Origin of the sequence: Chitinophaga filiformis (assembly GCF_021646545.1) — a bacterium.
GTDB lineage: Bacteria > Bacteroidota > Bacteroidia > Chitinophagales > Chitinophagaceae > Chitinophaga > Chitinophaga filiformis_A.
The window spans coordinates 21,869-34,751 of the sequence record NZ_JAKIRP010000010.1 but is presented as its reverse complement, the minus strand read 5'-3'; the positions used below and the strand labels follow the sequence as shown (position 1 = coordinate 34,751).

The 12,883-nt window shown below is 47.0% G+C and carries 14 protein-coding genes; all 14 read left to right on the top strand.

What is annotated here, in order from left to right; translation table 11 throughout:
- The first annotated feature begins 2 nt into the window (after positions 1-2).
- The 14 genes from L3C95_RS21900 (at position 3) to L3C95_RS21835 (ending at position 12,883) form a co-directional block, all read left to right on the top strand.
- Complete coding sequence (locus tag L3C95_RS21900; RefSeq protein WP_236390794.1) at positions 3-581, top strand: phosphatase PAP2 family protein; 579 nt, start codon at positions 3-5, stop codon at positions 579-581.
- Positions 578-1,309: a ZIP family metal transporter gene (locus L3C95_RS21895; protein ID WP_236390793.1), complete on the top strand. Its 732-nt coding sequence runs from the start codon at positions 578-580 to the stop codon at positions 1,307-1,309. Before L3C95_RS21900 ends, L3C95_RS21895 begins: the two co-directional genes overlap by 4 nt.
- A 24-nt stretch (positions 1,310-1,333) precedes the next feature.
- Positions 1,334-2,635, top strand: a complete 1,302-nt coding sequence (locus L3C95_RS21890) for a hemolysin family protein (protein WP_262915906.1) — start codon at positions 1,334-1,336, stop codon at positions 2,633-2,635.
- 160 nt (positions 2,636-2,795) lie between these two features.
- Positions 2,796-4,334: a histidine ammonia-lyase gene (gene hutH, locus L3C95_RS21885; RefSeq protein ID WP_236390790.1), complete on the top strand. Its 1,539-nt coding sequence runs from the start codon at positions 2,796-2,798 to the stop codon at positions 4,332-4,334.
- Positions 4,335-4,354: 20 nt separating this feature from the next.
- Positions 4,355-5,083, top strand: a complete 729-nt coding sequence (gene fabG, locus L3C95_RS21880) for a 3-oxoacyl-ACP reductase FabG (RefSeq protein ID WP_236390788.1) — start codon at positions 4,355-4,357, stop codon at positions 5,081-5,083.
- A 74-nt stretch (positions 5,084-5,157) separates the two neighbouring features.
- Complete coding sequence (locus L3C95_RS21875; RefSeq protein WP_236390787.1) at positions 5,158-6,381, top strand: beta-ketoacyl-[acyl-carrier-protein] synthase family protein; 1,224 nt, start codon at positions 5,158-5,160, stop codon at positions 6,379-6,381.
- Between the two features lie 234 nt (positions 6,382-6,615).
- On the top strand, positions 6,616-6,873 hold the full coding sequence (locus tag L3C95_RS21870; protein WP_236390786.1) for an acyl carrier protein: 258 nt from the start codon (positions 6,616-6,618) through the stop codon (positions 6,871-6,873).
- On the top strand, positions 6,873-7,763 hold the full coding sequence (locus L3C95_RS21865; RefSeq protein WP_236390785.1) for a lipid A biosynthesis acyltransferase: 891 nt from the start codon (positions 6,873-6,875) through the stop codon (positions 7,761-7,763). Before L3C95_RS21870 ends, L3C95_RS21865 begins: the two co-directional genes overlap by 1 nt.
- Before the next feature lie 9 nt (positions 7,764-7,772).
- The gene (locus L3C95_RS21860; RefSeq protein WP_236390784.1) at positions 7,773-8,192 is read left to right on the top strand and encodes a 3-hydroxyacyl-ACP dehydratase; all 420 of its coding nucleotides are present in this window, start codon (positions 7,773-7,775) and stop codon (positions 8,190-8,192) included.
- A gap of 12 nt (positions 8,193-8,204) precedes the next feature.
- Entirely contained in the window at positions 8,205-8,903 is a 699-nt protein-coding gene (locus tag L3C95_RS21855) for a hypothetical protein (protein WP_236390783.1), read from the top strand.
- Between the two features lie 18 nt (positions 8,904-8,921).
- Positions 8,922-9,374 (top strand): acyl-CoA thioesterase, encoded by a 453-nt coding sequence (locus L3C95_RS21850; protein WP_236390782.1) that lies wholly within the window; start codon positions 8,922-8,924, stop codon positions 9,372-9,374.
- Positions 9,371-10,519 (top strand): beta-ketoacyl synthase N-terminal-like domain-containing protein, encoded by a 1,149-nt coding sequence (locus L3C95_RS21845; protein WP_236390781.1) that lies wholly within the window; start codon positions 9,371-9,373, stop codon positions 10,517-10,519. The genes L3C95_RS21850 and L3C95_RS21845 overlap by 4 nt, the downstream gene beginning before the upstream one ends.
- A 17-nt stretch (positions 10,520-10,536) precedes the next feature.
- A complete protein-coding gene (locus L3C95_RS21840; RefSeq protein WP_236390780.1) occupies positions 10,537-11,604 on the top strand; it encodes a methyltransferase in 1,068 nt (355 codons plus the stop codon).
- A gap of 31 nt (positions 11,605-11,635) precedes the next feature.
- Complete coding sequence (locus tag L3C95_RS21835; RefSeq protein ID WP_236390778.1) at positions 11,636-12,883, top strand: NAD(P)/FAD-dependent oxidoreductase; 1,248 nt, start codon at positions 11,636-11,638, stop codon at positions 12,881-12,883.

Sequence of the window (12,883 nt, the reverse complement as noted above, 5' to 3'; positions counted from 1 at the left end):
CCATGCTGGAAAGACTGCTTAGACTGGACTACAAACTCTTTTTCTATATTAATAACGTGTGGCGGAATTCCGTGCTGGATGCTATCATACCCTGGTTAAGGGAGCCATATGTATGGGCGCCGGTGTACCTTTTTCTGCTGTTGTTTGTAACGATCAACTACGGTTGGAAAGGGTTCTGGTGGATAGTCTTTTTCCTGGTCACTTTTGGTCTCGCTGATCAGTCGAGCTTGCATATCAAAGAGCTTGTGGGGAGAATAAGACCATGCCGGGACCCGCTGATGCAGCATTTTGTAAGAGTATTGGTCGTATATTGTCCTGGCAGCGGTAGTTTTACCTCTTCCCATGCAGCCAATCATTTTGCACTGAGCACTTTTTGTTTCCTCACTTTCAGGCATATCTCAAAATTATATGCCTCTCTGTTTTTTGTCTGGGCGCTGGCAGTCTGTTATGCACAGGTATATGTAGGCGTCCATTACCCGCTGGATGTGATAGGAGGCGGTGTACTGGGTATCATGATCGGTACCTTAAGTGCCGGTTTCTTTCAGCGGCGTATCAGACTGGAACCTGAATTAACAACATGAACTGGATCTTTCTTTTAGTTATTTTACTGGCCACGTTTGGCGGCGGTTTAATTCCCATGATGGTAAGAAGGGTAACCCCCAACTTTCCGATCTATATGCTGGCATTTACCGGCGCCTGTCTGTTTGGGGTCACTATCATGCATCTGTTGCCGGAAGTGTATCATGAACTGGGACATAAAGCCGGTATCTATATCGTACTGGGTTTTTTCCTGCAGGTAGCCCTGCAGGCATTATCCCATGGAACGGAACACGGGCATACCCACATTCCGAAAGATGGTCACCACCACGTACACATTTTTCCCCTGCTGCTGGGACTATCAATCCATGCCTTTATGGAAGGTATTCCGCTGGGCTTTCAGTTTGAGGACCGGGCGGCCCTGGCCTCGCTGGTCATAGGGGTAGCTGCGCATAAGCTGCCGGAGGCGTTTACACTGATCACCGTAATGATGCACGCGCATCAACAGGGAGGAAGACTCTGGCGTATCCTGATCATTTTTTCACTCGTTACGCCTGTTGCGGCGCTGCTGGCATCTGTACTGGGGCAACATTCTGCGTATATATCCAATATTACAGCTTACATCGTGGCACTAGTGATAGGCGCATTTCTGCACATTTCTACCACTATTTTTTACGAAAGCGGCACTAAACACCATGAATTGAGCTATCGTAAAGTAATTGCAATAGCGGCAGGGCTGCTTTTAGCATTTCTTACCTTAATATTTGAATAATTCTTTATTTTTAGCCTTTTAAACATGGAAGTCGTCGTCATTATCCTCATCCTCATTTTGCTAAATGGCTTATTCTCAATGTCAGAGGTCGCCATGGAATATGCACGTAAAGCAAGGCTGGAATATCTGGCTAATAAAGGGGATGAAAAGGCAAAAGCTGCGCTCAAACTGGCCAGCAATCCGGACAGGTTTCTCTCCACTGTCCAGGTCGGAATCACACTTATCAGCATTTTAATAGGTATATTATCAGGAATCAGCCTGAAACCACGCCTGGTTGAATATATTTCCGGTTATCCACAGTTAAGTTCCTATAGCGATGGTATTGCCATTACCATTATCGTGGTAGTGGTCACCTACTTTACGCTTGTACTGGGAGAGCTGGTGCCCAAACGCCTGGGCATCCTTCGTCCGGAAGCCATTGCCCGGCAAACAGCAGCGCCTATGAAATGGGTGTCTATGATCACCTATCCGTTCATCTGGCTGTTGACCATATTTACCAACATGTTGGTGAATATCTTTAATCTGAAACCCAACACCGACAACAATGTCACGGAAGAAGAGATCAAAGCGCTGATCAGCGAAGGCACTACTACAGGCGCTATTGAGGAGACCGAGCAGGAGATCATCGAAAGGGTATTTCACCTGGGAGACCGTAACATCACCTCCCTCATGACACACCGCACGGATATCGTATACCTGGACATCAATGACCCTAAACCGGTCATCCGTAGCAAGATCATGGATAGTCCGCACTCCGTATACCCGGTATGCGATGACGTTATTGACAATATTCTCGGTATTATTACCATCAAGGACCTTTATACTGCGGCGGCCGACACAGGTCATGAACTGGCCCGCATTATGAAAAAGCCCCTGTTCGTACCAGAGAATAACTCTGCTTACCAGGTACTGGAGAAGTTCAAGGAAACACAGAGTCATGCTGCGTTTATAGTAGATGAATATGGTACTTTCCTGGGAATGATCACCCTGAATGATATACTGGAAGCCATTGTAGGAGACATGCCGGAAACCGGTCAGGATGACGACTATGAAATAGTGCGCCGGGATGATGGTTCCTACCTGGTGGATGGGCAGATCCCTTTCTATGACTTTCTCGCCAGATTTGACAAGGAAGACTGGATGGCAGAATTTGAACAGGAATTTGATACTATGGCCGGCTTTATCCTGCACCATCAGGAGCATATCCCGAAGATCGGAGAAAAATTTGAGTGGCGGGGTTTCACCTTTGAAATTGTAGATATGGACGCCCACCGTATCGATAAAGTACTGGTGGAAGCGCCGGAAGATGCGATAGAGGAAGGCTGACCCGAATGGGGTAAAGGACTGGTCTGATTACGAATTGTAAATGGCAGATGCGTATGATTATCATACCGATAAATTACGTAGGTCTCCATTTGTGATTCGTAATTGTTTTTTGCTAATTTTGAGCACTTTTTTACATAATCAAATAATTTAATTTAAAATAATGGTTGTTTTAGGGAGTAAGGTGCTTTCACTGGACGAAGTGTACCGCGTGTTGTTTAACGGGGAAGAGTTGAGCCTGGATGAAGCCGCTTTACAGCAAGTAACGCACAACTTTGAGTTTTTAAAGAAATTTGCCTCCAAGAAGCTGATTTATGGCATCAATACCGGCTTCGGCCCCATGGCACAATATCGCATCAGTGAGAGCGATACACATCAGTTACAGTACAATCTTATCCGCAGCCATAGTTCAGGAGCTGGCAAATACATGCCGCCGCTGTTAACAAAAGGCCTCATGATAGCGCGCCTCAGCAGCTTCATGCAGGCGCATTCCGGTGTACACCCGGAAGTGGTGATCCTGCTCCGCGATCTGATCAATAAGAACGTTTATCCTTGTATATACGAGCACGGTGGCGTAGGCGCCAGCGGCGACCTGGTACAGCTGGCCCATCTGGCACTGATACTGATAGGTGAGGGTGAAGTGGTATATGAGGACGTACTGCGTCCAACAGCCGAAGTATTTGCCCAGTTAGGTATCAAGCCAATGGGTGTGCACATCCGTGAAGGTCTGGCTGTTATTAACGGTACTTCCGCTATGACCGGTGTTGGCCTGGTGAATATCATCGAAGCCAAGAAACTGTTGGGTTGGAGCTGCATCCTCTCGGCCATGATCAATGAAGTTGTAGAAGCGTTTGATGACCATCTTTCCAAAGAACTGAATGCTGTAAAGCTTCACGAAGGACAGAATAAGGTGGCGGCCGCTATGCGCAACATCCTGAAAGATAGTAAGATGATCAGGCACCGTCCTGACCATTTCTATAAAGAACTGGAAGAAGAGATCTTTAAAGATAAAGTGCAGGAATATTATTCCCTGCGCTGTGTACCACAGGTGTTAGGCCCTATCTACGATACGCTGGTAGCAGCTGAAAAGATCGTTGTGCAGGAACTGAACTCTGTAAGTGACAACCCCGTGGTAGACCATCACCAGGAGAATGTATTCCATGGTGGTAACTTCCATGGCGACTATATCTCCCTGGAAATGGACAAGGTAAAGATCGCGATCACCAAGCTGTCCATGCTGTCTGAAAGACAGTTGAACTACCTGATGAACGAAAAGCTGAACCACAAGTTCCCGCCATTCATGAACCTCGGCAAACTGGGACTGAACTTCGGTATGCAGGGTATTCAGTTTACCGCTACATCAACTGTGGCTGAGAACCAGACACTATCCTTCCCGATGTATGTGCATAGCATTCCCAACAATAACGACAATCAGGATATTGTGAGCATGGGATGTAATGCAGCGTTGATGACCAACCGTGTTATTGAGAATGCGTACGAGGTACTGGCCATACAGGTAATGACGATGTTGCAGGCGGTTGACTACCTCAACTGTCATGCGAAACTGTCATCCTTCTCACATCGCATATACAGTGAAGTAAGGGCAATTTTTCCTAAATTTATTGAGGACAGTCCTAAGTATAAAGACGCTAAAAAGATCAAGGAATACCTGTTACAGCATGATCCTGAAATAGCATGGTAACCTACTAAAACAATTATCGGATGAAATGTGCTTTAATAACGGGTGGCTCCAGGGGTATAGGACGGGCGATATGTGTGAAGATGGCCGAGTTGGGGTACCATGTAATTATCAATTATAAGGGCAATGAAGCTGCGGCCATTGAAACGCTGGAAGCGGTAAGAGCCAAAGGGAGCGATGGAGAATTGCTGCAGTTCAATGTCGGTAATAATGAGGAGGTACAGGCTGTGTTAGGCGGCTGGGTAGAGAACAACAAAGAGAAACAGATCCAGGTATTGGTGAATAATGCCGGTATCCGTGAAGATAACCTGCTTTTCTGGATGAACAGCGACCAGTGGAGGAATGTGCTGAACATTAGTCTGGATGGCTTCTTTAACGTCACAAAACAGGTGCTGAACAATATGCTGATGAAACGTTACGGACGCATCATCAACATTGTATCCCTGTCGGGTATTAAAGGTCTGCCCGGTCAGACAAATTACTCTGCAGCCAAAGCAGGGGTGATAGGTGCCACCAAAGCGCTGGCCCAGGAAGTAGCTAAACGCGGCGTAACAGTGAACGCTGTAGCCCCGGGTTTTATCAAAACCGATATGACGGCTGAGCTGAACGAGAAAGAACTGGCTGCACAGGTACCTATGAACCGTTTTGGTACGCCGGAAGAAGTAGCGGAAGCTGTTGCATTTTTTGCTTCTTCAGCATCCTCCTACATTACAGGAGAGGTGTTATCTATTAACGGAGGACTATACACATGATTATAACCAGGAGGTGAAGGAAGGTATCAGGAAGCTGATGTCTGATCTTATGTTCCTGGTCCAAATTGATTTATATGAACAGAGTGGTGATCACAGGATTGGGCGTTTATTCCTGTATAGGTAAGAACCTGGAGGAGGTACGTGATTCTTTATATAAAGGGAAATCCGGTATTATTCTGGACCCTGCCAGGAAGGCTTTCGGATACCGTTCGGGTTTAACCGGTTATGTAGACCGTCCCGACCTGAAAGGAGTGCTTGACCGCCGTGCCCGCATGATGATGCCGGAGCAGGCGGAATTCGCTTTTATGAGTACCCGTGAAGCGCTGGAGCAGGCCAAAATAGATCCGGATTATATAGAAAATACGGAAGTAGGATTGCTGTTCGGTAACGACAGCTCCTCCAAGCCTGTGATAGAAGCTACCGATATTATGCGGGAGAAGAAGGATACCATGCTGGTAGGTTCCGGCTCTGTGTTCCAGACCATGAACTCTACCGTGAACATGAACCTTGCCACCATCTTTAAGCTGAGAGGGATTAACTTCAGCGTGAGTGCGGCCTGTGCAAGCGGCTCCCACGCTATCGGTCTGGGCTATATGTTTATCCGCAACGGTATGCAGGATTGTGTGGTTTGTGGTGGCGCCCAGGAGATCAACATTTACTCTATGGGTAACTTCGATGCCATTGCAGCGTTCTCTGTAAGAGAGAATGAGCCTGAAAAAGCCAGCCGTCCGTTCGATCGTGACCGTGATGGCCTGGTGCCCAGTGGCGGCGCGGCTACCGTGATCCTGGAAAGCCTGGAATCGGCCCAGCGCAGGGGAGCAAATATCCTTGCTGAGGTAATTGGTTATGGATTCTCTTCCAACGGAGCGCATATCTCCAACCCCACAATAGACGGACCCGTGCGTTCACTGCAGATCGCTTTACAGGATGCAGGGCTGCAGGCAAAAGACATTGAATATATCAATGCACACGCTACCAGTACGCCGGCAGGAGATGCAAGTGAAGCAGCAGCGATCGACCAGGTGTTCGGTGGATCAAGACCGTATGTCAGCTCTACCAAATCGATGACAGGACATGAATGCTGGATGGCGGGAGCGAGTGAAATCGTTTATTCCATGCTGATGATGCAGAATGGTTTTATTGCACCGAATATTAACCTGGAGAACCCCGATGGAGCAGCAGCCAGATTAAATATCAACAATACCACCATTAATAAAGATTTTAATATATTTTTGTCTAATTCTTTTGGCTTTGGGGGAACTAATTCTTCCCTGATAGTCAGGAAATGGACGAAGTAAATAGTTAACTGTCAACACTTTAACACCACAAAAGAGGCGATATGTAATATCTGCCCGGATATTTATACCTTTGAGGGACTAAAAAACGAATGCAAGAAAGGTTGATCAGCTAAACTATCATTAGAAGTAAAATTATAAGGAACATAGGCCCGGATTAACAGCCAATCTAAGCGAACTTTTTAATTCTGAATAATCACGAATATAGATCAACCTATATCCTAGAGTTACACTGATATGGACAAACAAGAAATCATACAAATCACAAATGCATTCCTGGTAGAGGAATTTGAAGCGGATGGAAACAAGATAACGCCTGATGCCAACCTGAAGTCTACCCTTGATCTGGATAGCCTTGACTACATTGACCTGGTAGTTGTAATTGAAAACAACTTCGGATTTAAGGTAAATCCGGAAGATTTTCAGAGAATAGCCACTTTCCAGGATTTTTACGACTACGTGGCTGATCGTATCAAACAAAAAGAACTGGTATAATGCCTTCCTGGGAGGGGAAATCCAAGGGAAATAAGCTGGGGTACAGTATTTTTATCGGGACATTGCGTTATGGGGGCGTACTGCCTGCTTATGTATTACTAAGGTTTGTAGCCGCATATTATTTTCTGTTTTCCTACAGCTCTTCACGCCCCATTTTTCAATATTTTCATACCAGGGTAGGATATGGCTGGTGGCGGTCATTGGTCAGCGTATACCGGAACTATTATGTATTCGGTCAGGTGCTGATCGACAAGGTCGTTGTAATGTCCGGCATCAGGAACAGGTTCACCTTCGAATTTGAGGGAGAACATTACCTCCGGGAAATTACTGCCGCCGGCAAGGGAGGCATCATGCTCAGTGCCCACCTGGGTAACTGGGAAGTGGCCGGGCACCTGTTCCAGCGCCTGGAAACGCGCATTAACATTGTCATGTTTGATGGCGAGCATGAGCGTATCAAAAAGTATTTGTCATCCGTGACGGGCGAACGTAATGTGAATATTATTGTTATTAAGGATGATTTATCGCACATTTACGCTATTAATGAAGCGCTGAGCAACCAGGAACTGGTGTGTATGCATGCAGACAGGTTTCTGAAGGGTAATAAAACGGTAGCCGCACCTTTTCTGGGAGCGGATGCCCGCTTTCCGGCAGGACCTTTCCTGCTGGCAGCTACATTCAGGGTGCCGGTATCGCTTGTATTTGCTTTTAAGGAAACCAGCAGTCATTACCACTTATATGCAACTCCGCCAAGAGAATATCATGGCCGCCGCAGGCAGGGCGTAGAAACTGCCGTTCAGGATTTTGTTCAGGAACTGGAAGTCATGGTGAAGAAATATCCTGAACAATGGTTTAACTATTACGATTTTTGGGAAATACCGGAAGATAAATAAGCAGATTTTATGTTCATCCACACCGACAACGTTACAGCATATATACCGCAACGTACACCGATAGTAATGATCAGCGGCATATTGGAAGTAAAAGACAACATCACCCGCACCGGCCTGCAGATCGCAGCCGATAATCTTTTTGTGGAAGATGGCGTGCTGAAATCACCCGGACTGCTGGAGAACATGGCACAGACTGCAGCCGCCCGCGTAGGGTATGTGGCCCAGCAGGAAAATACGCCTGTTCCTATCGGCTTCATTGGCGCCGTGAAAGACTTTGAAGTGTTTGAATTCCCTCCCGCCGGCTCCTTTATCGAGACTACTACAGAGATACAGAGTCAGGTGTTTAACGCTACCATGGTAGCGGCCAAAGTGACCCTGAACGGAAAAGTAATGGCGCAATGTGAATTGAAAATTTTCATAAACCCATAAAATCCATTTGTAATGACCACCTTAAAGAAATGCCTGCTGGCAAGTTTTGCTTTAGTATTTGTGTGTTTGTCTGCCGGAAGCAGCTATGCACAGACCCTGAAAGAATTTTTCAGCAATGAATCCACCCCATTGACTTACCTCGGTGTTGATTTCTCTGCCACCAAAGTAGAGGGAGAAACAGCAACTGCCGCGGAAATTGTGAGCAAATTCGAGCCGATCAACAACGTGATCGTTACAGAATCCAAGAAGTATGACATTGCCGGTACCTTCAAAAGGACCAGTGTGAGCAACTTCCTGGAAGCGGTACAGAAACTCAATGAAGGAGTGAATCCTGCTACCATCAAGGCCAATGGTGTTGCTGACCTGGAAAAAGGATTGACAGCTGCAGACATTGATAAGCATGTGAAGAAATACGATCTCCATGGCCAGAAAGGTATCGGACTGGTATTTATTATGGATGGTATGAGTAAGACAAATAAGGAAGCTTACATATACGCTACACTGATAGATCTTTCCAGCAAAAAAGTACTGCTGACAGAACGTTTCACTGGTAAGGCACAGGGCTTTGGTTTCCGTAACTACTGGGCTTATACCATCTACAAAGTGCTGAATTCCATCGATCATGGAAAATATAAAGAGTGGAAGAGCAAATCTGCAGCTACTGCTGAAACACGGGTGGCAGCTGTGAAAAGCCATGCCAGCCTGCTGTAATTAATCCGGAAAAATAAAATGATGAGTCCTGTATTGACCGAGAGCGCGAATATACTTGTGAAGTTCAATGAAGCCGATCCGCTGGGAATAGTATGGCATGGACACTATATTCGCTATTTTGAAGATGGGAGAGAGGCTTTCGGTGAAAAATACGGGCTACGTTATCTCGATATTTATAAAGAAGGGTATACCGTACCTGTTGTGAATGTACAATGCAATTACAAGCGTTCACTGAGATACGGAGACCGTGTAGTTGTGGAAACCACTTATGTGAATACTGCCGCTGCAAAGATCAGGTTTGAATACAAACTGTACAATTTTGTAACCGGTGAGCTGGTAGCCGATGGGAGTTCCCTCCAGGTATTCCTGGATGTAGCTACGTCTTCGCTGCAGCTGACCATCCCTCCGTTTTTTGAAAAATGGAAAGCACAGTATGGGCAGATCATTGCTCCTAATAATGTGAAAAGATGAAAAGTGTGTATGTAGTGGCAGATAATATCCTGTCGCCACTGGGCAGAACAACCGAGGAGAACTTTGTAAATGTAAGGAATGGCCTGAGCGGCATCCGCCTGCATGACGATCCCGCCATGTCGGCGGCGCCGTTTTATGCGGCAATGATGGCTCCCGACCAGCTGGAGAAAAGCTGGAATGAAGAAAGCCTGGAACAGTATACAAAGTTCGAACAACTGTTGATGTTATCCGTGCAGAATGCACTGGACAGAACATCCATTGACATTACAGATGGCCGTACCGCTTTCATTGTATCTACCACGAAAGGGAACATTGAGCTGCTGGAGCAGCAGGAAGATCCTGCCAATGCGCCCTTGCAGGAAATGGAACTGTTCCATACTGCAAAAAAAGTAGCACAGTATTTTAATTATACAGAAGATCCGATTGTAGTCAGCAACGCCTGCATCTCAGGCTTGCTGGCTATTTTAACAGCCAGAAGGCTGATCCTTTCCGGCCGTTATGACCATGCGGTAGTGACCGGGGCAGATGTGGTGACCAGGTTCGTATTATCTGGCTTCCAGTCTTTCCAGGCCGTCAGCAGCGAGCCATGCCGGCCTTTTGACGCCAACCGTAAAGGAGTGACATTAGGGGAAGGAGCAGCTACTGTGATACTGACCAGCAATGAAGCATACATTACTCCTGCTTCCATTCGTGTAGGAGCAGGAGCAGTGAGTAACGACGCTAACCACATTTCCGGGCCTTCCCGTACCGGGGCAGAGCTGAGTACAGCCATGCAACAGGCGATGAAGGGTTCAGGGCTGACGCCTGCAGATATCGGTTTTGTTTCCGCACATGGTACTGCAACGCTGTACAATGATGAAATGGAATCGAAGGCGCTCCACCTGGCAGGACTGCTGGACGTGCCTGTGAACAGCCTTAAAGGCTATTATGGGCATACATTAGGTGCGGCAGGATTGATTGAAGCCGTGATAGGCATGCATGCACTACAGCAACAACTGGTCATTCCCACATTGGGATTCCAGTCCCTGGGCGTACCTCACCCGGTAATGGTGAGCAGCCAGCTGAGTAGCAAGCCTATGCAACATTTTCTAAAGACGGTATCCGGTTTTGGCGGTTGTAATGCAGCCATGATATTTTCGAAATAATCTAATCTTAATTCAGAATGGAGTTTTTTACTAAAGAAACGAAAACAGCACTACAGGCGCAGGAAGCAGCATTGAGACTGGCTTTTGCGCCGATAGCATTTCAGGCTACCCGTGCCCTGCGTGATATGGGCATCCTGCAGGCTATCAGTGACGCCGGACAAAAGGGACTGACCATTGAAGAAGTACTGGAAAAGGTATCGCTCTCCCGTTATGCCGTACGCGTACTGCTGGAAGCGGGCCTCGGTATCGAACTGCTTATTGTGAATGATAAACGATACATTCTGACAAAGACAGGTTATTTTATCCTGCATGATAAGCTGACCCGCATTAACATGAACTTCTCGCAGGACATCTGCTACCGTGGTATGGACCACCTGCAGGATAGTTTAAGGGAAGGAAGACCTGCCGGATTAAAGGAGCTGGGCCCCTGGGAAACGATCTATCCCGGATTGCCACTACTGCCGCCGGAAATAGGCAAGAGCTGGTTTGATTTCGATCATTACTATTCCGATCTGGCATTCCCACAGGCACTGCCGATCGTATTTGAAAATAAACCGCGTACACTGCTGGATATCGGTGGTAATACCGGGAAATGGACACTGGCTGTAACCGCCTACGATCCGGACGTAAAAGTGACCATGTTTGACCTGCCGGGAGAGATCGCCATCGCGCAGCAACGAACAAAAGAAGCTGGCGTAGCTGACCGTGTGACTTTCCATGAAGCCAACATCCTGGATGAAAGCCTGCCTTTCCCATCCGGATTTGATGCTATCTGGATGAGCCAGTTCCTGGATTGCTTCTCAGAAGAGCAGATCGTTTCCATCCTGAAACGCTGCCGTGAAGCGCTGACAGAGAATGGTACCATCTTTATCCTGGAGCCGTTCTGGAACAGGCAGCCATTTAAATCGGCCGCTTTCTGCCTCCAGCAGACGTCATTGTATTTTACCGCTATGGCAAATGGTAACAGCCAGATGTATCATACAGACGATTTCTTTAAATGTATTGAAGATGCGGGCCTACAGATAGTTGAAGAGAATAACCAGATGGGACTTAGCTACACACTGTTAAAATGTAAAAGAAAATAGTCTCCATAATACCACTCCATAAAACATATCTATGACAACAGAAAAGGTAGACGTATTAGTGATAGGTGCGGGCCCTTCCGGAACAGTGGCGGCATCCATTATCCACCAGGCAGGTTATTCTGTGAAAATAGTGGAAAAGCTGAAATTCCCCCGCTTTGTGATAGGTGAAAGCCTGCTGCCACGTAGTATGGAAGCGCTGGAAGAAGCCGGTTTTATCGATGCCATTAAGGCCAAAGGGTTCCAGGAAAAGTATGGCGCCAAGTTCGTGAAAGGCAACAGCGTATGCGACTTTACCTTTAAAGAACAACATACACCAGGCTGGAACTGGACCTGGCAGGTGACCCGGGCTGACTTTGACAAGACACTTGCAGATACTGTGGAGTCAATGGGCGTACCTGTATGTTATGAAACGACGGTGACCGCCATCCGCTTCAACGGATCAGACTCTGTAACAACAGTAGAAGATATACACGGTAATAAAAGTGAAATAGCTGCCCGTTTCATCGTAGACGGCAGCGGATATGGCAGGGTTATACCCCGTCTGTTCAACCTGGAAAAAAGTTCAAACCTGCAGCCGCGTAAGGCCTTGTTTGCACATACAGTGGACGTACGCCGTTCCATGGCAGACGAGCCTAACCGAATTACAGCAGTGGTACACAAGCCGGGTACCTGGATCTGGATCATTCCATTCTCCACCGGCGTGACTTCTCTCGGTTTTGTAGGCGATCCTTCGTTTTTTGCAGCTTATCCGGGTACACCGGAGCAGCAATACCGTGCTTTGCTGGAAGCTGAACCTTATACGAGAGAGCGTTTCCGTGATGTGGAACTGGTGTTTGAACCTCGCATCCTAGAGTCATGGTCCGCTACCACAGATAAGTTCTATGGAGAAGGTTTTGTGCTGACAGGCAACGTAACAGAATTTCTGGACCCTATTTTCTCATCTGGCGTAACTTTGGCCTGTGTTTCCGCGCAGACTGCCGCTAAACTGGTGATCCGTAAGCTGAAAGGGGAAGCGGTTGACTGGGATAAGGAATATATGGCGCCTACCATGCAGGGTGTGAATACCTTCCGCTCTTATGTAATGGCCTGGTATGAGGGTACCCTCGACAAGATCTTCTTCTCTGAAGAGCAGCGTCCGGAAGTGAAAAATCAGATCTGTTCAGTACTGGCAGGATATGTATGGGACATGAGCAATCCTTTCGTGCAGCATCATGATACAGCACTGAAACGTTTAGCGCGTACCATCGAATTAACAGAAATTATAAAACAGGACCAATAG

What these genes read in the sequence shown, in the direction of transcription:
- L3C95_RS21900 (WP_236390794.1), top strand. Translation starts at nt 3, where the DNA reads ATGCTGGAAAGACTGCTTAGACTGGACTACAAACTCTTTTTCTATATT.
- L3C95_RS21895 (WP_236390793.1), top strand. Translation starts at nt 578, where the DNA reads ATGAACTGGATCTTTCTTTTAGTTATTTTACTGGCCACGTTTGGCGGC.
- L3C95_RS21890 (WP_262915906.1), top strand. Translation starts at nt 1,334, where the DNA reads ATGGAAGTCGTCGTCATTATCCTCATCCTCATTTTGCTAAATGGCTTA.
- hutH (WP_236390790.1), top strand. Translation starts at nt 2,796, where the DNA reads ATGGTTGTTTTAGGGAGTAAGGTGCTTTCACTGGACGAAGTGTACCGC.
- fabG (WP_236390788.1), top strand. Translation starts at nt 4,355, where the DNA reads ATGAAATGTGCTTTAATAACGGGTGGCTCCAGGGGTATAGGACGGGCG.
- L3C95_RS21875 (WP_236390787.1), top strand. Translation starts at nt 5,158, where the DNA reads ATGAACAGAGTGGTGATCACAGGATTGGGCGTTTATTCCTGTATAGGT.
- L3C95_RS21870 (WP_236390786.1), top strand. Translation starts at nt 6,616, where the DNA reads ATGGACAAACAAGAAATCATACAAATCACAAATGCATTCCTGGTAGAG.
- L3C95_RS21865 (WP_236390785.1), top strand. Translation starts at nt 6,873, where the DNA reads ATGCCTTCCTGGGAGGGGAAATCCAAGGGAAATAAGCTGGGGTACAGT.
- L3C95_RS21860 (WP_236390784.1), top strand. Translation starts at nt 7,773, where the DNA reads ATGTTCATCCACACCGACAACGTTACAGCATATATACCGCAACGTACA.
- L3C95_RS21855 (WP_236390783.1), top strand. Translation starts at nt 8,205, where the DNA reads ATGACCACCTTAAAGAAATGCCTGCTGGCAAGTTTTGCTTTAGTATTT.
- L3C95_RS21850 (WP_236390782.1), top strand. Translation starts at nt 8,922, where the DNA reads ATGATGAGTCCTGTATTGACCGAGAGCGCGAATATACTTGTGAAGTTC.
- L3C95_RS21845 (WP_236390781.1), top strand. Translation starts at nt 9,371, where the DNA reads ATGAAAAGTGTGTATGTAGTGGCAGATAATATCCTGTCGCCACTGGGC.
- L3C95_RS21840 (WP_236390780.1), top strand. Translation starts at nt 10,537, where the DNA reads ATGGAGTTTTTTACTAAAGAAACGAAAACAGCACTACAGGCGCAGGAA.
- L3C95_RS21835 (WP_236390778.1), top strand. Translation starts at nt 11,636, where the DNA reads ATGACAACAGAAAAGGTAGACGTATTAGTGATAGGTGCGGGCCCTTCC.